Raw genomic sequence first — 19,796 nt, forward strand, 5'->3', positions numbered from 1 at the left:
ATCCGCACTCCAGCACGGGCCCCACGCCCGTGCTCGGAGGCTACGCCGGTGCGCGCGCTCCGGCACGGTTCTTCGACGAACGTGGGAGAAGCCTTGACGCGCCCTTGGGCCGCGTGACCCGCCACGGGTGGTCGTCGTTCCCGCGCGCTGATGCGCCGCGTGGGCCAGCCGTGGCAGCGGCTCGGACGCGAGCTCACCTACTGCGCGAAGGCACCGGGGAAGAAGCGAGTGCTGATCAACGTCGAGCTGTCGCGCGGCGGGAGGGTGAGCGACGTACGACGGGGCTGAGCCGCGAGGCACGCCGTCGCGCCGTGCGTCACGCGATGACGACGTGGAGAGCGGGGACGGTGAAGTTCTCGGTCGCCACCGCCACGGACCGTGACGTGGCGGTGAGCTCCCGGGTGACGACCACCTGGCCCTCGCCGCCGAACTCCGACCCCAGGGTGCGCCCCCGGAAGGTGACGCCGCGGTGAGGCGGCAGCTTGCCCAGTGCGGACAGGAGGACGGCGACCTTCTGGTCGGAGTCCACGGTCAGCGCCACACGAAGGTGAAGTTCCAGGCCAGCGCGTCGACGGCCTCCGGTGACAGCTCCGGGTGTCGGGCCTGCATCTCGGCGGCCACCCGTCGCCCGGCATCGCCCAGCGAGGTGGAGTCCCAGTCGATGCTGATCGCCAACGACTCCTCGACGAGGCCCTTCACCTCCATGACCAGGAGGACCGGCTCGCGCCCGACCGCCGCGGCGGCGCACGCCTCCTCGTCGGCACGGGGCGAGGCGGCCCGCCCCTTCTGCAGGTAGGTCAGCACGCCGGCGCTCAGCTCATCGTCGGTCATCGCTCCCACAACACTTCCGTCTCTCCGGTCCTCGGATCGACCCTCACGATCCGGGTCACCTCAGGATTGTCCTTCAGCGCGTCGAGCTCGCGGGGCTCCCACACGTTGCCCGGCCGGAGATCCTCCCCGAGCCGTCCGGCCACCTCGGCGCCGCCGACGTTGTCGGTGCGACCCGACCAGAAGAACGCCGAGTCGGGGTCGGTGCGGAGGTGCGCGGGGTTGATCGATCCGTCGGGATGGAATCCCGGCGTGTGCGTCGCGATCGTGAACTGAGGCACGACGCCTCACCGATCCAAGTTACCTGCGGGTAGGATCCATCTCACGCCGCAGAGCCCTGCCGCCGGCACGATCGGCGGACCTAGGCTGCGGGCTTGTACGCCCCGACCGAGGAGCACCCCCACATGCAGATCTTCGCGATCGTCGTCTCGTTCGCCCTGACCGCCGTTGCCATCGCCATGCTGGTGCCGGCCGTACGGCGGATGCTGGGCGTGATCCGGTCCGGCCAGCCGGACGCCGGACGCACCGGCAACCCCGGCGGTCGAGCGGCGACGATGCTCAAGGAGACCTTCCTCCACACCCGGATGCTGCAGTGGCACTGGGTCGGCATCATGCACTGGTTCGTCTACGCGGCGTTCCTCTTCCTCAGCACGGCCGTGCTGGCGGCGTACTTCCAGCTCTTCGAACCGTCCTTCGCGTGGCCGCTCATCGGCCACTGGTACCCGTACGAGTGGTTCAGCGAGCTGATCGGCCTGCTCAGCACCGTCGGCATCGTCTACCTGATCGTCTACCGCCAGAAGCACCACCCGCGCTCCGAGGGGCGCCGCTCGCGCTTCTTCGGCTCGAACTTCTGGCAGGCCTACTTCGTCGAGGCGCTCGCGCTGCTCGAGGGCGCCGCGATCCTCTTCGTGCGGGCCGCCGAGTGGAAGCTCGACGAGGACGCCGGGCGCAGCCACTACCCGATCGCCTCGTGGATCGGCGACGCGTTCTACTCCAACGACACCGCGACGCTCGAGAACACGATCTACGCCATCGCCGCGTTCAAGATCTCGCTGGCGATGATCTGGCTGATGGTGATCGCCCGCAACATCACGATGGGCATCGCGTGGCACCGCTTCACCGCCTGGTTCAACATCTACTTCAAGCGTGAGGACGACGGCTCCACCGCCCTCGGTGCGATGAAGCCGCTGACCTCGGCCGGCAAGCCCGTCACGCTCGACGACCTCGACGACCTCGACGAGGACTCGGTCCTCGGCGCGGGCAAGGTCGAGGACTTCTCGTGGAAGGGCATCCTCGACTTCACCACCTGCACCGAGTGCGGCCGCTGCCAGTCGCAGTGCCCCGCGTGGAACACCGAGAAGCCGCTGTCGCCCAAGCTGCTGATCACCAGCCTGCGCGACCACGCGTACGCCAAGGCGGACGGTGTCGAGGCCCACGCCGAGCGCGAGCTCGTCGGCGTCGGCTCCAAGGGCGAGAGCGCCGGGTCGGGAACGGACGTCCTCGACTACTTCTACAACCCCGCCGACGGCGACTTCGTGATCGACGAGGACGTGCTCTGGAGCTGCACGTCGTGCGGCGCCTGCGTCCAGCAGTGCCCCGTCGACATCGAGCACGTCGACCACATCATGGACATGCGGCGCTACCAGCTGCTCGTCGAGTCCAACTTCCCCGCCGAGCTGAACCAGCTCTTCAAGGGCCTCGAGAACAAGGGCAACCCGTGGAACATGTCGGCCTCGGCCCGCATGGACTGGGCCAAGGGCCTCGACTTCGAGGTGCCCGTCGTCGGCGAGGACCTCGAGTCCCTCGAGTCGGTCGACTGGCTCTTCTGGGTCGGCTGCGCCGGGGCGTACGAGGACCGCGCCAAGAAGACGACGCGCGCGGTCGCCGAGCTGCTCGACATGGCCGGCGTGACCTTCGGCGTGCTCGGCAACGGCGAGACCTGCACGGGTGACCCCGCCCGCCGCGCCGGCAACGAGTTCGTCTTCCAGGGCCTCGCCCAGCAGAACGTGGAGACCTTCCAGGAGTACAAGGTCAAGAAGGTCGTCTCGACCTGCGCCCACTGCTTCAACACGCTCAAGAACGAGTACAAGGACTTCGGCATCGAGCTCGAGGTCGTCCACCACACCCAGCTGCTCAACCGCCTCGTGCGCGAGGGCAGGCTGACGCCCGTCAAGGACGGCGCGGGTGCGGCGAAGCGCTCGATCACCTACCACGACCCGTGCTACCTCGGTCGCCACAACCAGGTGTACGAGCCCCCGCGCGAGCTGCTGCAGGTGCTGCCGGGCGCCGACTTCGTCGAGATGGAGCGCAACTCCGAGAAGTCCTTCTGCTGCGGCGCCGGTGGCGCACGCATGTGGATGGAGGAGAACCTCGGTGAGCGGATCAACATGAACCGCACCAAGGAGGCCGTCGGCACCGGCGCCGACCAGATCGCCGTCGGCTGCCCCTTCTGCCGCGTGATGCTCTCCGACGGTCTCACGATGCAGCAGAGCAAGGGCGAGGCCCGCGAGGAGGTCGAGGTCCTCGACGTCGCGCAGATGCTGCTCGCGTCGGTCAAGGGCGAGCAGGCGACCAAGGCCGCGCCGGGGTCGTCGCCCGCCGCAGCCCCGGCCGCCGCCGCTGCGTCAACTGCCACCGCCACCGCAACCGCCACGGACGTCGCCACCAAGGACGAGCCGGAGGCCGGTGACGTCACCGTCACCGAGGACACGGTCACCGAGACCGCCGACGTCGGCCCGGCCGCGAAGGCCTCCGGAGGCTCGTCGCTGTTCGACACCCCCGCGCCCGAGGAGGCTCCCGCTCCTGCCAAGCCGGCAGAGTCGGGCTCGCTCTTCGACACCCCGGCGCCCGAGGAGGCCTCTGCCCCTGCCAAGCCAGCCGAGTCGGGCTCGCTCTTCGACACCCCGGCTCCGGAGGCGGCGCCGGCGCCCGAGCCGGCTGCTCCGGCTGCTCCGGCCGCGTCTGAGGACAAGCCGGCGGGGTCGACCGACCTCGGCGGCGGCGGCTCGCTCTTCGACCTCGGGACGCCCGAGCCGGAGCCGGCTCCGTCAACCGCGGCCAAGGCGCCCGCCCCCGCAGCAGACGCGCCGGCCCCGGCGCCCGCCACCGACCTCGGCGGTGGGTCGCTGTTCGACATCGCGGCGCCCGAGCCGGCTGCTGCGGCCAAGCCTGCTGCGCCGCCCGCTTCCGAGCCCGTCGCCGAGCCTGTCGCGCAGGCCGAGCCCGAGACCGCGTCCCCCGCGCCGGCCGCCGAAGCACCCTCCGAGGCGCCGGCGTCCACTGGCACGACCTCGACCCCGGCGACCGACGCCGACCTGTCGAGCCTGGGATCGCTGTTCGACCTGGAGGCACCGGCCGAGGAGCCGGCGCCCGTTCCGGACGTGACGCTCGAGCCCGAGCCTGCGACCGAGCCCGCATCGGAGGAAGCTGCGGCGCCGACGCCCGCGCCTGCCGTCGAGCCGGAGCCGCAGGCCGCGGACGAGGCGCCGTCCGCAGGCGGCGCGGCGTCCACGCCGAGCACGGACGTCGACATCAGCGCCATGGGTTCGCTCTTCGACATCGAGGCCCCTGCGGCCACGGCTGCTCCGGCAGCTCCCGCCGCACCGGCAGTCGAGCGGGAGGCCGAGCAGGAGTCCGCCGCCGAGCCGGAGGCCGCACCCGAGCCGGAGGCCGAGGTCGCGGCGGCACCGCCGAGCGGCGCCGACCTGAGCCAGGCCGCGACGTTCGGTGAGCCGTCGGAGACCGAGGACCCCGACACCATCCTCGACGCGGACGACGCGCCCGCCGAGGAAGAGCGGGAGGCGACGAGAGAGCAGGAGGCAGGGGAGAAGACCGCCCCGGCACCGGCCGCCTCCGACGCCCCCGCGCACACCCCGCGTACGGACGCCGACATCGACGGCTCGGGCTCGCTCTTCGACCTCTGACAGGCGACAGCGTCAGACGAACCCGCACCGATCGGTGCGGGTTCGTCTGACCATGGTGACGTCACGGCGACACCAGATGACATCACGTCGGCGTTGACATGACATCACAGTGGTGTCACGATGGTGCACATGGACATCACTCCGTACGTCGACAGCCTCCGCCGGGACTTGGTGGCCGCTGCCGAGGCCGGCAGCGACGAGCTCAAGCAGGCGGCCGAGCGGCTGGCGTACGCACTGGACCCGAGCGCCCGGCTGGCGCTGATGGAGGCGATCTCCCACGCGGCGGCCGAGATCACGGCAGAGCTGCCGGAGGGCAGCGTGGACGTCCGGCTGGTCGGCCGCGAGCTCGACTTCGTCGTCGAGGTGGCGCCGCCCGCGGCGATCCCCGCCGCTCCCCCGCCGCCGGCGCCGCCCGCACCCCCCGAGGACGAGGACGGCGACCTGGCCCGCATCACCCTGCGGATCCCGGAGGCCGTCAAGGCGCGAGCCGAGGAGCGGGCCGCGGCAGCCGGGCAGAGCCTCAACACCTGGCTGGTCGGCGTGGTCCGGGCCGCGACCAGCGAGCACGCGATCACCGTCGACCTCGACCTGAGCAGCGTCCCCTTCGTGGGCTACGACCCGTTCGCGGGCCAGCGCACGCAGGGGAAGGGCAGCCGCCGGATGACCGGCTGGCAGTAGCCACCCACCGAGCACCACCTCACCCATCCACCGCACGCAGCGGACCGGTACCGGCCGGCCCGTCGGACGAGCACACCCCGGACCCGACTGGAGACCATCGTGAACAGCCAGCTCGACCTCAGCTTCGACACCCCCGAGCCGATCGACCTCTATGTCGAGAACGGTCGCGGCCTCGTCGACGTGACGGCCACCGACACCACGGAGACGACCGTCCGGATCACCGGCGACCGCGCCGAGGAGTTCGACGTCCGCGACCTGGGCGACCGGATCGCGATCATCGCCCCGCCACGCTCCGGCGGCTTCCTCGGCCGGGACCCGCGCGCCGAGGTCGTCGTCGAGGTGCCCGTCGCCAGCGGCCTGCAGGTCAAGGTCGGCAGCAGCGACGTCGCCGTCCACGGCCGGACCTCCGACATCCGCGTCGACAGCGGCTCGGGCGACGTCAGCCTCGACGTGGTCGAGGGCGACGCGGTCGTGCAGACCGGGTCCGGCGACGTCGTCGCCGAGCACCTCGTCGGCGAGGCCCACCTCAAGTCCGGCTCCGGCGACGTCGTCGTCCGCCGCGCCGAGTCCGCCCTGGTCGTCACCACGGGCAGCGGCGACGTACGCGTCGAGTCCGCGCGCGACGACCTCGCGGTCAAGACCGGCTCGGGCGACGCCCGGGTGCTGTCACTCGGCAGCGAGGCGGTCTTCACCACCGGATCCGGCGACCTGGTGGTCGACGAGGTCGCGGCCGGTCGCATCACCGCCAAGACCGCCAGCGGCGACGTACGGATCGGGGTGGTGCCCGGCACCCCCGTGTGGACCGACGTCCGCACCGCCAGCGGACGGCTCACCTCGACCCTCGCCGGCACCGGCGAGCCTGCCCCCGACCAGCCCTACCTCGAGGTGCGCGCCACCACCGCCTCCGGCGACGTCACCCTCCACCAGAGCTGACCGACCACTCCACGAGAAGACGAGAGGAGCACCCACCATGTACGACTCGTTCACCGACATCGAGCTGATCGCCCGTCACCGCATCGCCGAGCGCGTGCGCTACTCCCCCCGCGCCCCCCGGCGCCGCTGAGCCGCCCGGGCTCCGGTGGCCGTTGCCCGCAGAGGATCTCAGGACTTCATCGCCACGCCGCGACGCCAGTAGCCCATGAAGGCCACCTGCCGCCGGTCGAAGCCCAGCTCGTTGACCAGGTGCCGGCGCAGGCCGGTGACGACCTTCGACTCGCCGGCGATCCAGGCGTACGTCCCGCCCGCCCCGGCCACGTCGCCGGGCACCTCCTCGCCGGAGGAGGAGTAGTACGGCGTCTCCCACAGGTCCGGGTCCACCTCGTCGGGCGCGACCTCGACGGCGTCGGCCGGCAGGCCGAGGTGGGCCAGGACCGCGTCGTGCAGCGCGACGCCGAGCTCGCGGCCGTCGCGGGGAAGCCACACGACCTCGACGCCCGCCGGTCCGCGTACGGACTGGACGTCACCGGCCACCGGCACCTCCAGGAACGCCGTGCCGACGGCGTCCGCGGGCAGCTGCTCGAGCACCGTGCAGATCGCCGGCACCGCCGTCTCGTCGCCGACGAGCAGCAGGTTGGCGCCCGGGGCCGGGGTGAACTCGATCCCGCCGTAGGGGAACCCGCGCCGCGGGGCGAGCAGCACGATGCGGTCGCCCACCGTGGCCCGCGACGCCCAGGTCGAGCCGGGCCCGACGAGGTCCCCCTCGAGGTGCAGGACCATGTCGACGACGAGGGTGGTGGCGGCGCCGGCGCCCCGTACGTCGCGGATCGTGTACGTCCGCATGTGGCCGCGCTCGGCCGCGGAGCGCTCCATCCACGTCGAGAACCACGTGTCGTCGGCACCCTCGGTCGAGGTGATGCCGCCGGTCTCCGGGTCGGGGAAGACGAGCTTGATGCGCTGGTCCCAGCGCGTGCCGTCGACGCCGTAGTCGGCGAGCTCGGGACTGCCGAGCTCGACCCGGACGAAGGTCGGGGTCAGCCGCTCGACGGACACCACCTCGACCTCGGTGAAGAGCATGGGCAGGACGGCCTTCTTCGAGCTGGCGGTCACGGTCATCGGTTCTCCTGGCTGGTGGCGGTGGCCTGGTCGGCCTGGGGGTCGGGTGCGACGGGGCGCCGCGGGCGGTGGCGCCCGACCGGAACGACGAGGGGGGTGTGCGAGACGGGGTCCTGCACGACCCGGTTGTCGAGGCCGAACACGGTGCGCACGACCTCCTCGGTGACGACCTCGTCCGGGGTGCCCTCGGCGACGATCCGCCCGTCGTGCAGGGCGACGAGGTGGTCGGCGTAGCGGGCCGACAGGTTGAGGTCGTGGAGCACCATCGCGATCGTGGTGCCGCGACGGGTGTTGAGCTCGGCGAGCAGGTCGAGCATCTCGACCTGGTGGGCGACGTCGAGGTAGGTGGTCGGCTCGTCGAGCAGGAGCAGGTCGGCGCCCTGGGCGAGTGCCATCGCGATCCACACGCGCTGGCGCTGGCCGCCCGAGAGCTCGTCGACCGCGCGGTCGGCGAGGTCGTAGGTGTCGGTGAGGACCATCGCCTCCTCCACGGCGGCGCGGTCCTCCGCGGTCCAGCGGGTGAAGACGCCCTGGTGCGGGTGCCGGCCGCGGCCGACGAGGTCCGCGACGACGACGCCCTCGGGGGCGATCGGGTTCTGCGGGAGGAGGCCGAGGACCTTGGCGACCTCCTTGGTCGGCCGGCGGTGGATCTGCTCGCCGTCGAGCAGGACGGTGCCGCCCTGGGGGCGTACGAGTCGCGCCAGTCCCTTGAGCAACGTGGACTTGCCGCACGCGTTGGGGCCGACGACGACGGTGATCGCGCCGTCGGGGATCGCGACGCTGACCTCGCGGACGACCCGGCGCTCGCCGTAGCCGAGGGTCAGGTCCTGGGTGAGCAGCCTGCTCGTGTGGTGGGTCATCCGGTCCTCCCGGTGGCGGCGCCGCGTGCCAGCAGCCAGAGCAGGAACGGTCCGCCGACCGCTCCGGTGACGATCCCGACGGGCAGCACCACGTCGGGGACGAGGTACGCCGCGGTGTGGTCGGCGAGCAGCATCAGCACGGCGCCGACGAGGGCGCCGGCGAGCAGGCTGTGCCGTCCGCCCATCAGGGCGCGGGCGATCGGGCCCGCCATGAAGGCGACGAAGGCGACAGGGCCGGCGGCGGCCACCCCCACCGCGGTGAGCAGCACGCCCACGAGGAGTAGGGCGTCGGTGCGGTGACGTCCGGTGCCCAGGCCTGCCGCGGCGTCGGCGCCGAGCTCGAGGGCCTCGAGCGAGCGGGCCATCACGGCCAGCGTCGGCAGCAGCACGAGCAGGGCGACCGCGAGCAGCCCGATGGTGGACCAGGGGACGTTGTTGAGGCTGCCGACGAGCCACCGCAGCGCGAGCTGGACGTCCCAGGTGTTGGAGCGGGCGAGGAGGTACTGCACGACCGAGACCATGGCCGCGGCCACGCCGACACCCACGAGGACGAGCCGGTAGCCGCCGGTGGTGCCGGCCACCCAGCGCACGACGCCGGAGATGAGCACCGCGCCGATGACGGCGAAGAGCGAGACTGCGCCGTCGCGCAGGCCGAGGGTGAGCAGGGCGAAGATGCCCGCGGCGCTCGCGCCGAGGCTGACGCCAACGATGTCGGGGCTGGCCAGCGGGTTGCGCAGCAGCATCTGGAAGAGCGAGCCGGCAGCGCCGAACGCGAGTCCGACGAGGACGGCGAGCACCGCGCGCGGCAGCTTCGTCTCCATCAGGATGAACGTGGACACCGGGATCTGCTCGCCGAACAGGATCCGGAAGAAGTCGGGGATGGTGAAGGTGTAGTCACCGAGCAGCACGCGGACGGCGAACGCCGCGACCAGGGCCAGCGCCAGCCCGACGAGGACGAGCCGGCGGCGACGGCGCGGGCGTCGCGTGGCCGTACGCAGGTCCGGACGGACCTTCGGCGGCTCGGGCTGCTCGGCACGGGCGGTGGCCACCGGCATCGTGGGGGCGCTCACGTCACAGTCCCATCCGGCCGCGGCGGACCAGGAGCAGGAAGAACGGCACGCCGACGACCGCGGTCATGATCCCGACCTGCACCTCCGAGGGCGGCAGCACGACGCGGCCCACGGTGTCGGCCACCAGCACCAGCACCGCGCCGTAGCCCGCGCTCAGCGGCAGCAGGTGGCGGTGGTCGGAGCCGGTGCGGGTACGGACGAGGTGCGGCACGATCAGGCCGACGAAGGCGATAGGGCCCGCGGCGGCGGTGGCGGTGCCGGCGAGCAGCGCGATCGCGATCCCGACGAAGACCCGGTCGCGGGTGGTGTGGCGCCCCAGACCCGTTGCCATCTCCTCGCCGAGGGCGAGGGCGTTGAGCGTACGGCTGAGCGCGAGGGCGAGGACCGTGCCGACGAGGAAGACGGGGGCGAGAGAGGCGACGAGGTCCCACGGGCGGCCGCCGATGGAGCCCACCTGCCAGCGCCTCATGACGTCGAGCGCCGTCTGGTCGACCAGCTGGACTGCGACGGTCCAGCTGCTGGCTGCCGCAGCGAACGCAGCGCCGGCGACCGTGAGCTTCGCGGGCGTCGCTCCGTCACGACCGATGCCGGCGATGGCGTGCACGGCCAGCGACGCGACCGCGGCGCCGACGAGGCCGAGGACGACGTAGGCGGCCATGCCGCCCGCGCCGAGGTGGGCGATGCCGAGCACGATCGCGAGCGCGGCCCCCGCGTTGACGCCCAGGATGCCCGGATCGGCCAGCGGGTTGCGGGTGAGGCCCTGCATGCAAGCGCCGGCGAGGCCGAGCGCGACCCCGGCGAGCACGCCCATCGCGGTGCGTACGGCCCGGATCTCCACCACGGTCCGGTCGGGCCCGGCCTCGAGGATCGCCGTCGGCGAGATGAGGCGCGAGCCGATGAGGACCGACGCGACGGCGGCCACCACCAGGAGCCCGAGCATCACGGCGTAGGCCGTGGCCGGCCCGGCCGCGGAGGAGCTCCGCAGCCGGTCGGGCTGGATCAGCTCGGTCGTGGTGGTCGCCATGGCGTACGTCGGTCCTCTGGGTCAGTCCCGGCTCAGGGGGTGGAGCCGTCGCCGTCGACCGCCGCAGCGACCTTGGGGATGTAGCGCTCGAGGGCGGTCGGGAGCGACAGCGGCGAGGGGGCCGAGAAGCCGACCGCCTCGGTCACGTCGACCGTGGCGTACCAGCGGTTGTCGGCCACGGCCGGGATCTGCTGGAACAGCGGGTCGTCGGCGAGCTCCTCGACGTTGTCCTCGGAGGTGGCGTAGGTGAGGAAGACGTCGGCGTCGAGCTGCTCGGTGCGCTCGGCGGAGACGTTGAAGAGGAACTGGCCGGGCTCGCTGCGCTCTTCGACCAGCGGGGAGTTCTCCATGCCGAGCTCGACGAGCAGGCGCGGGCGGTTGTCCATCGACGTGTAGACGTAGAACGACGACGGGTCCGCGTTGGGACCGGCGAACGTGAAGGTCTTGCCCTCGAGCTGCGGGTACTCGGCAGCGGTGTCGGCGATGGCCTGCTCGGTCTCGGCCTTGACCTCCTCGGCCAGCGCGGAGCGGCCGAGCGCCTGGCCGACCATCTCCAGCGACTCCTGCCACGTGGTGTTGTAGGGCGCGTTGGGGTAGGCGACGACCGGGATGCCGGCCTCGGTGAGCTTGTCGTACTCCTCCTGCGTGATGCCGGACTGCGTCGCGGTCACCAGGTCCGGCTGGAGCTTGACGATCTCGTCGACCGGCACGCCGTCGGCGGTGCTGAAGCGCTCCGGCTGCTCGGCGCCGTCGATCTCGGCGAGCGCCTCGTCGAACCAGTCCGAGGAGAAGTTCTCGTTGCCGGCGTACTCGATCTTGTCGGCACCGACCGGGACGACGCCCAGCGACAGCGGGTAGTCGCCCTCGGCGTAGCCCAGGGCGAAGACGCGGGTCGGCTCGGACTCGATCGTCGTCTCGCCGAGCGCGTGCTCGATCGTCACCGGGAAGGCGTCGGCGTCGACCGAGGTGGTGGTGGTCGGCTCGGCGCCCGCGTCGGTGGCACTGGTCGACCCGGTGCTGCAGCCGGCGAGGGCGGCGACGAGCAGGGTGGCAGCGGCCGCGGCGGGCGCGGCGAGGTTGAGCTTCATCAGGGAACTCCGTCGGACGTGGTGAGGCAAGGCTAACTAAGGCAAGCCTAACCACACATCGCCCAATTACGTCACACGGGCGTGACCTAATCCGCGGAGTGGACGTCCCACTGGTCGAGCAGCGAGCGCAGCGAGCGGGTCGAGACCCGCCTCAGATCTGCGTGCGGTGGAACCCCTGGAACGACCGGCTCGGCGTGGGTCCGCGCTGGCCCTGGTAGCGCGAGCCGTACTTCTCCGAGCCGTAGGGGTGCTCGCTCGGCGAGGAGAGCCGGAAGAAGCAGAACTGACCGATCTTCATGCCCGGGTAGAGCTTGATCGGCAGGGTCGCGACGTTGGCCAGCTCGAGCGTCACGTGGCCGGAGAACCCGGGGTCGACGAAGCCGGCGGTGGCGTGGGTGAGGAGGCCGAGGCGCCCGAGCGACGACTTGCCCTCGACGCGCGCGGCGATGTCGTCGGGCAGCGACACCACCTCGTACGTCGACCCGAGGACGAACTCCCCGGGGTGCAGGATGAACGGCTCGTCGCCCTCCGGCTCGACCTCACGGGTGAGCTCGGACTGGTCGGCGGCCGGGTCGATGTGGGGGTAGCGATGGTTCTCGAAGACCCGGAAGAACCGGTCGAGACGTACGTCGACGCTGGACGGCTGCATCATCGCGGGATCCCACGGGTCGAGGGCGATCCGGCCGGCGTCGATCTCAGCGGTGATGTCGCGGTCAGAGAGCAGCACGTCGCCGACCCTAGCGCTCGCGCCCTCCGGTCGAGGAGGGACGAAGTCCGGTCACGAGACCCACTTGAGACAATGGTCCGGTGACCTTCCACCGCTACGTCGCCCTGGGCGACTCCTTCACCGAGGGCGTCGGCGACCCCGACCCGGCGCGGCCCAACGGCCTGCGTGGCTGGGCCGACCGTGTCGCCGAGGTGCTCGCCCGGCAGACCGACGACTTCGGCTACGCCAACCTCGCGATCCGCGGGCGCAAGCTCGCTGCCATCGTCGAGGAGCAGGTCGACACCGCGGTCGCGCTCGAGCCCGACCTGGTCACCATCCACGGCGGCGGCAACGACGTGCTGCGACCCCGTGTCGACCTCGACGCCCTCGCCCGGACGTACGACGACGCGATCGCGCGCCTGTCCGCGACGGGTGCGCGGGTCGTGATGTTCACGATCTTCGATCCCGGCGGCGGCGGCATCTACGGTCCCGTGCGCGGACGGATGGCGATCTTCAACGAGTGGGTCCGCGAGATCGCCGACCGCCACGACGCGACCATCGTCGACATGTGGCGCATGCGTGACATCGAGGTCGCCGGCGCGATGGACACCGACCGGATGCACCTCAACAGCTCTGGGCACGCCCACATGGCGCACGCCGTGCTTGAGGCCATCGGCGTCGAGCACGGGCTGGAGCCCGTCACGATCGAGCCGCTCCCCGTCCTCGGGCGTCGCGACACCTGGGCCGCCAACGCCCAGTGGACCCGCGAGTTCCTGGTCCCGTGGGTGCACCGTCGGCTCACCGGACGATCCTCCGGTGACACCGTCACGCCGAAGCGGCCGGGGCTCTCGCGCGTCGGCTGAGCCGGTCCGGTATCGTTCGCCCCGCTGTCCTCGGACGGCATGCGGATGTAGCTCAGTTGGTAGAGCGCGACCTTCCCAAGGTCGATGTCGCGAGTTCGAGTCTCGTCATCCGCTCCAACTACACGTGAGCGGGCACTTCGTGCCCGTCCGCGAGCTCGACCGGGCGATTCGTGCCCGTCCTCGCGCACGAAGTGCCGGCTCGGCGATCCTGACGGGCACGAAGTGCCCGCTCGCGGAGTGGGACACAAGTGAGACTTGCGTCTTCTGTGGCCAGAGAGGACAGTGAGGCGTCCGTCTTTCTCGGATCGAAGGTTCTTCCCCCATGGCACTTCCCCGTCTCGCCGCCAGCCTCCGCCCCCGCCGCCTCCCGCCCCAGCTCGCCCACCAGATCGCCGACGGCGACCGCGGGCGCCCGTTCTGGCGCCACCCCGCGACCATCGCCGCGGCCGCCCTGGCCCTCACCCTCGGCGCCGTCCCGCTGCTGCCCGACGGCGGTCAGCGCGACGAAGGCGCGATCGCACCAGCCGGCGAGTCCACCGGCGCCCCGGGCGCGGTCGGCCGCGGTCGGCTCACCGCCCGGATGCGGGCCGAGATCGACCGTGTGGTCGCGGAGGGCGCCGCCCTCGGCAGCGCGCAGGGGCGTACGGCGCGGGCGCGCGCGGCCGTACGGTGCGCCACCTTCGAGGGCCAGCGCTACTGCCTCGGCTTCGGCTGGACGAACCAGTCCGCCGAGGCCCTCGCCGCCCGGCTCGAGACCCGCCCGCGGCTCGAGCGCGAGCGCACCGGCGACCTCGACGCCGACGGTCTGCTCGCCCGCGCGTCCCGCCGTACGGAGGAGGAGCGCATCGAGGCCGAGACCGCCGAGCTCACGACGGCCGCCCGGTCCGTCGGCAAGGTGTGGCTGCTGCGCCACGAGGTCCAGGGGGTCCCGCTGCCCGAGGGGTTCGCGGAGCGCCACCCGGAGGTCGCCTCCCAGGTCGCCGCGACGGACGTGCAGGCGCGCGGGGGCTTCGGCGGGTCCTACCCCGAGCGCTCCAAGATCCTCACGAGCAAGGTCGCCCAGGCGCAGAACACGACCTACTGGTGCGGCCCGGCCGCGATGCAGGCCATCGGGTGGGGGTCGCAGGAGAAGCGCAAGAACCAGTCCTACTGGGCCCGCCGCCTCGGCACGACCACCGCCGGCACCGCGATCACCGACATGGTCCGCGTGATCAACAACAAGACGCACTACGACGACGCCGACCATGCGGGGCCGTACGTCGTGGTCGACATCAGCGACTTCACCTTCAAGCAGTGGTACCGCCTGATGATGCGGCACGTGCACGACTACCGCGCGCCCGTCGTGCTGCACCCGGTGCTGCTCAAGCAGTACTACCCCTACCTCGACGACGACGCGAGCGGCCACTTCCAGGTCGGTCGCGGCTTCGACCAGAACCCCGGCGGCACCCCGCAGCTCGGCTGGTTCGAGCCCTGGGACCAGTCGCGCTTCGACCCCAGCGAGCCGGCGATCGGCCGGGTCCAGTGGCGCAACGCCTACCGGTCCTACCGCGCCAACCTCGATCACTTCCAGCACAACATCGGGGTCTGAGGTGCGACTCCGTACGCCCGCCGCGCTCGCGCTGCTCGTCGTCCTGACGGCCTGTGGGACCGACGCCCCGGAGCCCGACGAGCCCACGACCGCGCCGACCAGCGCGCCGACACCCGACACCTCGACGAGTGGCGGTCCCACGGGCGGGACGGTCGACGACCCCGTCGTCGCCGAGCCGACCACCGCGATCCTCGACTGGCAGGACGCCGGGGTCGAGCCCGGGACCCGCTACGTCCGGGGACCGGAGTGGGAGGCGGTGCGCGGCCGGTCCGGCACCGAGGTCGAGCTGGGGCGCGGCGACGAGACGGTGACGGTCGCTGCCGGCCCCGGGCGCGCGATCTCCGAGGTGCTGATGAGCGACGCGTGGGCCGTGGTCGTGCGCCAGGACCAGGCCGAGACCGAGCCGAGCACCGTCGTGACCGTCGACCTCGCGAGCGGCGAGCAGGGCGAGGTCGTCTCCCCTGCCGCCGCCAGCGGCGGGTCCTGGGCGCTGACCGACGGCGACCTCTACTACCCGACCTACGGCGACGGCCGGGCGTACTGCCTGGCCACCGCCGCCCTCGCGGACAACAACGGCGAGGACGGCTGGTGCGCACCGGCGCGCTCGGGCTTCTCCGGCCTGACGGCGAGCGAGCACGGCGTCGGGATCATGACCTTCGACGACGCCCGCCCCGTTGCCTGCCGCACCGTCAACCTGCTCGACGCCAGCGGCGTGCCGCAACCGCTCGAGGGCCCTGCCGACTGCACGGCCTGGGACGTGGCCGCCACCGCCGACGGAGCCGTGTGGTCCGAGGTGCCGAAGCCGCGCCGGCGCGAGGAGGCGCTGTTCCGCGCGTCGGCCGACGGGGCGTACCTCGACCTCGGTCCCGGCGTGACCGGCAGTGCCGTGCCCTGCGGCGACTCGGTCTTCTTCGTCCGCGACCCGCAGGGCCCGGACGAGCCCGCGCGGCTGATGCGGTGGACGCCGGACCACACGCTGGAGATCGCGTACGAGTCCGCTTCGGTCGGCAACGCCTTCCTCGGCGAACCCGCCTGCGGGGGTGGCGTGCTGAGCCTCTCGTCCTTCGGCGAGGAGGGTGACGAGACGGTGTGGGCTAGCGTCGGGTGACGTGAGCTTCACCGGATTCCCCGTCGCCGCCCTCGACTTCTACGACGACCTCGAGATGGACAACACCAAGTCCTTCTGGGAGGCCCACAAGCACGTGTGGAAGGAGTCGGTCGAGGCGCCGATGAAGGCACTGATGGCCGAGCTCGAGCCCGAGTTCGGCACGGCGAAGGTGTTCCGCCCCTACCGCGACGTCCGCTTCGCCAAGGACAAGACCCCCTACAAGACCCATCAGGGTGCCTTCGTCGCCGCCGGCCCCCGCACGGGGTGGTACTTCGAGATCTCGCCGCGCGGCACCCGCGTCGGCGCGGGGTTCTACGACGCGGACGGGTCGGACCTCGCCGCGATCCGCGCGTCGATGGCCGAGGAGAGGACCGGCACGGCGCTCGACCGGCTCCTGAGGAAGCTCGAGAAGGACGGCTTCGAGGTCGGCGGGGACCAGCTCAAGACCTCCCCGCGCGGCTACGACGCCGACCACCCGAGGATCCACCTGCTGCGCCGCAAGCAGCTGTTCGTCGGCCGGCCGTACGGCTTCGAGGCCGACGCGATCGACGCCGGACTCGTCGACCGGGTGCGCGCGGACTGGCGGGCGCTGCGCCCACTGGTCACCTGGCTGCGCGACGCGCGCGTCGACTGAGCGCGGCGGGACGTTCCGGCGTACGACGACCGCCGTTCACGCCCGCGACGCCGGGCGGCAGCAGGCTGGCGCCATGGCCAAGAGACTGTTCCTGCTGCACCTCGGACCCGACACGGTGGACGTGGCCGCGATGACCGAGGAGCTCGCCCGGGCCGGGGTCTGCGTGCCCGCGACCGAGGCCGGCACGCACGAGCGCGCCGCCGTCGAGATCCGCCGCTCCCACAAGGCCGCGGGCCTCAGGCGCAAGCACGTCGAGGGCGCGTGGGCGTCGCTGTGCCGCAGCGCCCGCAGGGCGAAGGCGGACTGCTTCGTCAGCATGCCGGACTTCTTCGACGCCGCCCCCGAGCAGGCCGCCCTCGCCCTCGACGGGCTCGCCGGCTTCCGGGTCGTGCTGGTCGTGACCAGCGGCTTCACCACCGAGCCTCCCGTCGCGTGGACGTCGCTCGTCGCGGAGGGGCGTCCGCACGTGCTGCCCTCGCTGCTCTCCGCCGAGCAGCTCGGCGCGCAGGTCGCGCGAATCGCGCTGATCGAGCAGCAGGCCGGACGTGGCCGGCGCCCGGCCAGGATCGCGAGGCGCCGCCGAGTGCCCGGCCGACGGCTCGCTGCCTGACCGCCTCGGTCTCGTGACGGTCGCTGCGCGACCTCCTCGACCAGCGGGGGGCGTCAGTGGGGCTGCCAGGCGTCCTCGTCCGCGGTGAGCTCGGACACCGCGGCCGGCAGGGTTCCGTCGGCGAGGTCCTGGATCGTGACCTGCTCGAAGACCCCGCGCAACGAGCTGCGGGCGGCGATCCACACGTGCTGCAGGACCTTGGTCGACTCGTCGTACTCGACCGCCTCGGGCCGCAGGCCGTAGACGGAGACGAGGGGGCCGTCGACGGCGCGGATCACGTCGGCGACGGTGACGGTCGCCGGCTTGCGGGCGAAGCGCCAGCCACCGGCCTGGCCGCGCTGCGACACCACGATGTCCGCGCGGCGGAGGTCGGCGAGGATGGCCTGGAGGAAGTTGTGCGGAATGCCCTGGGCCTTGCCGAGCTGCTCGGCACTCACCGCGGCCCCGTCGCTGCGGACCGCGATCTCGACGAGGGCGCGCAGGGCGTAGTCGGCTTTGGCGGAGACACGCATGCGGGCAGTGTGCCAGACGCACTCGACACCCTCCCGGCGCTCGGTCGCCAGGGGTCCGGGCAGCGTCGCAACCCGCCCGACGGGGTGCTGTGACTGGCGACATCGGGCGAACGTGTTGCGCGACGGCCCATCGCGAGGCATCATTTTGTTACCGACGAGTAGCCCGTGCGCTCGTCGTGCCGATCCACACCCCGGATCCACACCCGCACGCAACCTGGACAGGTGGAAGCAGTGAGCCACTACAAGACCAACCTCCGCGACATCGAGTTCAACCTCTTCGAGGTGCTCGGCCGGGACGCCGTCCTCGGCACCGGACCGTTCGGCGAGGTCGACGGCGAGAGCGCCCGCGAGATCCTCCGCGAGGTCGAGCGCCTCTCCCGCGAGGACCTGGCCGCCTCCTACGAGGACAGCGACCGCAACCCGCCGGTCTTCGACCCGGCGACCCACTCGGCTCCCGTGCCCGAGTCGTTCAAGGCGAGCTACCAGGCGTGGATGGACTCGGAGTTCTGGCGCCTGCAGGTCTTCGAGGAGATGGGCGGCACCCCGGCCCCGGCGTCGCTGGTCTGGGCGATCGGCGAGATGGTGCTCGGCGCCAACGCCCCGGTGTGGATGTACGCCGCCGGCCCGGCGTTCGCCAACGTCCTCCACCGCAACGGCAACGACCGCGACAAGGCCGTGGCCCAGCACATGGTCGACCGCCAGTGGGGCTGCACGATGGTCCTCACCGAGCCCGACGCCGGCTCCGACGTCGGCGCGGGCCGCGCCAAGGCCACGCCCAACGACGACGGCACGTGGAACATCACCGGCGTCAAGCGCTTCATCACCAGCGCCACCCACGACATGAGCGAGAACATCATGCACCTCGTCCTCGCGCGCCCCGAGGGCGTCGAGGGTGTCGGCGGGCCGGGCACCAAGGGCCTCTCGCTCTTCTGGATGCCTGAGCACCACTTCGACCTCGAGACCGGCGAGCTGACCGGCGAGCGCAACGGCGTCTACGTCACCAACGTCGAGCACAAGATGGGCATCAAGGTCTCCAACACCTGCGAGGTCACCTTCGGCGACCCGCAGGTCGGCGGCGGCGAGCCGGCCAAGGGCTGGCTGCTCGGCGAGGTGCACGACGGCATCGCCCAGATGTTCCAGGTCATCGAGAACGCCCGCATGATGGTCGGCACCAAGGCCATCGCGACGCTGTCGACCGGCTACCTCAACGCCCTCGACTACGCCAAGGAGCGCGTCCAGGGCGCCGACCTCACCCAGGCCGCCGACAAGACCGCGCCGCGCGTCACGATCACCCACCACCCCGACGTACGCCGCTCGCTGATGACGCAGAAGTCGTTCGCCGAGGCGATGCGTGCGCTGGTGCTCTACACGGCCACCTGGCAGGACCAGGTGATAATCGCCGAGCACGAGGGCACGGCCGACTCCGACGAGGCCCGCCTCGCGGCAGCGGTCAACGACCTGCTGCTCCCGATCGTCAAGGGCTACGGCTCCGAGCGCTCGTGGGTGCTGCTCGGCACCGAGTCGCTGCAGACCTTCGGCGGCTCCGGCTTCCTCCAGGAGTACCCGGTCGAGCAGTACGTCCGCGACGCCAAGATCGACACCCTCTACGAGGGCACCACCGCGATCCAGGGCCAGGACTTCTTCTTCCGCAAGATCGTCAAGGACCAGGGCCGCGCCCTGGGCCACCTGGCCAAGGAGATCGAGGGCTTCATCGCCTCCGAGGCCGGCAACGGTCGCCTCAAGAACGAGCGGGCGCTGCTCGCCACCGCGCTCGAGGACGCCAACGCGGTCGTCGGCCACATGATCAACGACCTCATGTCGTCGGCCGAGGAGCTGCGCAACATCTACAAGGTGGGGCTCAACACCACCCGCCTGCTGATGGCGCTCGGCGACGTCGTCTGCGCGTGGCTGCTGCTGCGCCAGGCCGAGGTCGCGCTCGACAAGCTCGCCGGCGAGGTGTCTGACAAGGACAAGGCGTTCTACGAGGGCAAGGTCGCGGCGGCGCAGTTCTTCGCCCAGACCAACCTGCCCCGCCTCAGCGCCGAGCGGGCCATCGCCGAGGCGACGACCCTCGACCTGATGGACCTCGACGAGGCGTCCTTCTGATCGTCTGAGCCCCGCACCTCGCGCTGTAACGCCGGGTTGGTGCAACTACCCACCCAGATGCATCACGGTGGGTAGAGCCACCAACCCGGCGTTACAGCTGTGTGGGGGCGCCCGCGACCCGGCGGGTGATGACGGGTGTCACGGCC

20 protein-coding genes and 1 tRNA gene are annotated in these 19,796 nt (G+C 71.9%); 11 read left to right on the forward strand and 10 right to left on the reverse strand.

The features are described from left to right. Nucleotides 1-150: 150 nt before the first annotated feature. Nucleotides 151-288 carry a hypothetical protein gene (locus tag IE200_RS01285; RefSeq protein ID WP_191277545.1) on the forward strand — a complete coding sequence of 46 codons (138 nt, stop codon included), beginning with the start codon at nucleotides 151-153 and terminating at the stop codon, nucleotides 286-288. 28 nt (nucleotides 289-316) lie between these two features. Here IE200_RS01285 and IE200_RS01290 read toward each other — a convergent pair whose 3' ends face one another. Genes IE200_RS01290 through IE200_RS01300 form a run of 3 tightly spaced genes read right to left on the reverse strand, consistent with a single transcriptional unit; the run spans nucleotide 317 to nucleotide 1,109 of the window. Further along, nucleotides 317-529, reverse strand: coding sequence for a hypothetical protein (locus IE200_RS01290; RefSeq protein ID WP_191277546.1), 213 nt, complete (start codon nucleotides 527-529; stop codon nucleotides 317-319). A 2-nt stretch (nucleotides 530-531) separates the two neighbouring features. Continuing rightward, nucleotides 532-831 (reverse strand): hypothetical protein, encoded by a 300-nt coding sequence (locus tag IE200_RS01295; RefSeq protein WP_191277547.1) that lies wholly within the window; start codon nucleotides 829-831, stop codon nucleotides 532-534. After that, nucleotides 828-1,109: a hypothetical protein gene (locus tag IE200_RS01300; RefSeq protein ID WP_191277548.1), complete on the reverse strand. Its 282-nt coding sequence runs from the start codon at nucleotides 1,107-1,109 to the stop codon at nucleotides 828-830. The genes IE200_RS01295 and IE200_RS01300 overlap by 4 nt, the downstream gene beginning before the upstream one ends. Nucleotides 1,110-1,202: 93 nt before the next feature. Between IE200_RS01300 and IE200_RS01305 the strand changes: the two genes are divergently transcribed. The 3 genes from IE200_RS01305 (at nucleotide 1,203) to IE200_RS01315 (ending at nucleotide 6,362) form a co-directional block, all read left to right on the forward strand. Beyond that, on the forward strand, nucleotides 1,203-4,751 hold the full coding sequence (locus IE200_RS01305) for a (Fe-S)-binding protein (protein ID WP_308432982.1): 3,549 nt from the start codon (nucleotides 1,203-1,205) through the stop codon (nucleotides 4,749-4,751). Nucleotides 4,752-4,880: 129 nt separating this feature from the next. Then, nucleotides 4,881-5,429, forward strand: a complete 549-nt coding sequence (locus IE200_RS01310) for a toxin-antitoxin system HicB family antitoxin (protein ID WP_229855943.1) — start codon at nucleotides 4,881-4,883, stop codon at nucleotides 5,427-5,429. Between the two features lie 99 nt (nucleotides 5,430-5,528). Next, nucleotides 5,529-6,362 carry a DUF4097 family beta strand repeat-containing protein gene (locus IE200_RS01315; RefSeq protein ID WP_191277550.1) on the forward strand — a complete coding sequence of 278 codons (834 nt, stop codon included), beginning with the start codon at nucleotides 5,529-5,531 and terminating at the stop codon, nucleotides 6,360-6,362. Between the two features lie 168 nt (nucleotides 6,363-6,530). On the opposite strand, the gene IE200_RS01320 is transcribed toward IE200_RS01315, so the two are convergent. From IE200_RS01320 to dcd, 6 genes are all read right to left on the reverse strand, one after another. Further along, entirely contained in the window at nucleotides 6,531-7,481 is a 951-nt protein-coding gene (locus IE200_RS01320; protein ID WP_229855944.1) for a siderophore-interacting protein, read from the reverse strand. Further along, nucleotides 7,478-8,341 (reverse strand): ABC transporter ATP-binding protein, encoded by an 864-nt coding sequence (locus IE200_RS01325; protein ID WP_191277551.1) that lies wholly within the window; start codon nucleotides 8,339-8,341, stop codon nucleotides 7,478-7,480. Before IE200_RS01325 ends, IE200_RS01320 begins: the two co-directional genes overlap by 4 nt. Next, the gene (locus tag IE200_RS01330) at nucleotides 8,338-9,411 is read right to left on the reverse strand and encodes a FecCD family ABC transporter permease (protein ID WP_229855945.1); all 1,074 of its coding nucleotides are present in this window, start codon (nucleotides 9,409-9,411) and stop codon (nucleotides 8,338-8,340) included. Before IE200_RS01330 ends, IE200_RS01325 begins: the two co-directional genes overlap by 4 nt. A gap of 1 nt (nucleotide 9,412) precedes the next feature. Further along, on the reverse strand, nucleotides 9,413-10,435 hold the full coding sequence (locus IE200_RS01335; RefSeq protein ID WP_191277552.1) for a FecCD family ABC transporter permease: 1,023 nt from the start codon (nucleotides 10,433-10,435) through the stop codon (nucleotides 9,413-9,415). Nucleotides 10,436-10,467: 32 nt separating this feature from the next. After that, on the reverse strand, nucleotides 10,468-11,523 hold the full coding sequence (locus IE200_RS01340; RefSeq protein WP_191277553.1) for an iron-siderophore ABC transporter substrate-binding protein: 1,056 nt from the start codon (nucleotides 11,521-11,523) through the stop codon (nucleotides 10,468-10,470). Between the two features lie 151 nt (nucleotides 11,524-11,674). Next, nucleotides 11,675-12,250: a dCTP deaminase gene (gene dcd, locus IE200_RS01345; RefSeq protein WP_191277554.1), complete on the reverse strand. Its 576-nt coding sequence runs from the start codon at nucleotides 12,248-12,250 to the stop codon at nucleotides 11,675-11,677. 80 nt (nucleotides 12,251-12,330) lie between these two features. Here dcd and IE200_RS01350 point away from each other — a divergent pair, with 80 nt between their 5' ends. The 6 genes from IE200_RS01350 (at nucleotide 12,331) to IE200_RS01375 (ending at nucleotide 17,032) form a co-directional block, all read left to right on the forward strand. Further along, nucleotides 12,331-13,092: an SGNH/GDSL hydrolase family protein gene (locus IE200_RS01350; RefSeq protein WP_191277555.1), complete on the forward strand. Its 762-nt coding sequence runs from the start codon at nucleotides 12,331-12,333 to the stop codon at nucleotides 13,090-13,092. A gap of 41 nt (nucleotides 13,093-13,133) precedes the next feature. Continuing rightward, nucleotides 13,134-13,209 (forward strand) — tRNA-Gly (locus IE200_RS01355). Nucleotides 13,210-13,414: 205 nt separating this feature from the next. Further along, complete coding sequence (locus tag IE200_RS01360; RefSeq protein WP_191277556.1) at nucleotides 13,415-14,680, forward strand: cysteine peptidase family C39 domain-containing protein; 1,266 nt, start codon at nucleotides 13,415-13,417, stop codon at nucleotides 14,678-14,680. Between the two features lies 1 nt (nucleotide 14,681). Further along, entirely contained in the window at nucleotides 14,682-15,788 is a 1,107-nt protein-coding gene (locus IE200_RS01365; RefSeq protein WP_191277557.1) for a hypothetical protein, read from the forward strand. 1 nt (nucleotide 15,789) lies between these two features. Further along, nucleotides 15,790-16,422 (forward strand): DUF2461 domain-containing protein, encoded by a 633-nt coding sequence (locus tag IE200_RS01370; RefSeq protein WP_191277558.1) that lies wholly within the window; start codon nucleotides 15,790-15,792, stop codon nucleotides 16,420-16,422. A gap of 73 nt (nucleotides 16,423-16,495) precedes the next feature. Beyond that, entirely contained in the window at nucleotides 16,496-17,032 is a 537-nt protein-coding gene (locus IE200_RS01375; RefSeq protein ID WP_191277559.1) for a hypothetical protein, read from the forward strand. Between the two features lie 53 nt (nucleotides 17,033-17,085). Here IE200_RS01375 and IE200_RS01380 read toward each other — a convergent pair whose 3' ends face one another. Continuing rightward, on the reverse strand, nucleotides 17,086-17,544 hold the full coding sequence (locus IE200_RS01380) for an RrF2 family transcriptional regulator (protein ID WP_191277560.1): 459 nt from the start codon (nucleotides 17,542-17,544) through the stop codon (nucleotides 17,086-17,088). Nucleotides 17,545-17,775: 231 nt separating this feature from the next. On the opposite strand from IE200_RS01380, the gene IE200_RS01385 reads away from it, so the two are divergent. Then, nucleotides 17,776-19,650, forward strand: coding sequence for an acyl-CoA dehydrogenase (locus tag IE200_RS01385; RefSeq protein WP_191278120.1), 1,875 nt, complete (start codon nucleotides 17,776-17,778; stop codon nucleotides 19,648-19,650). Nucleotides 19,651-19,796: the final 146 nt, after the last annotated feature.

The sequence above is a fragment of the Nocardioides flavus (ex Wang et al. 2016) genome (assembly GCF_014653115.1).
GTDB classification, from domain to species: Bacteria; Actinomycetota; Actinomycetes; order Propionibacteriales; family Nocardioidaceae; genus Nocardioides; species Nocardioides flavus.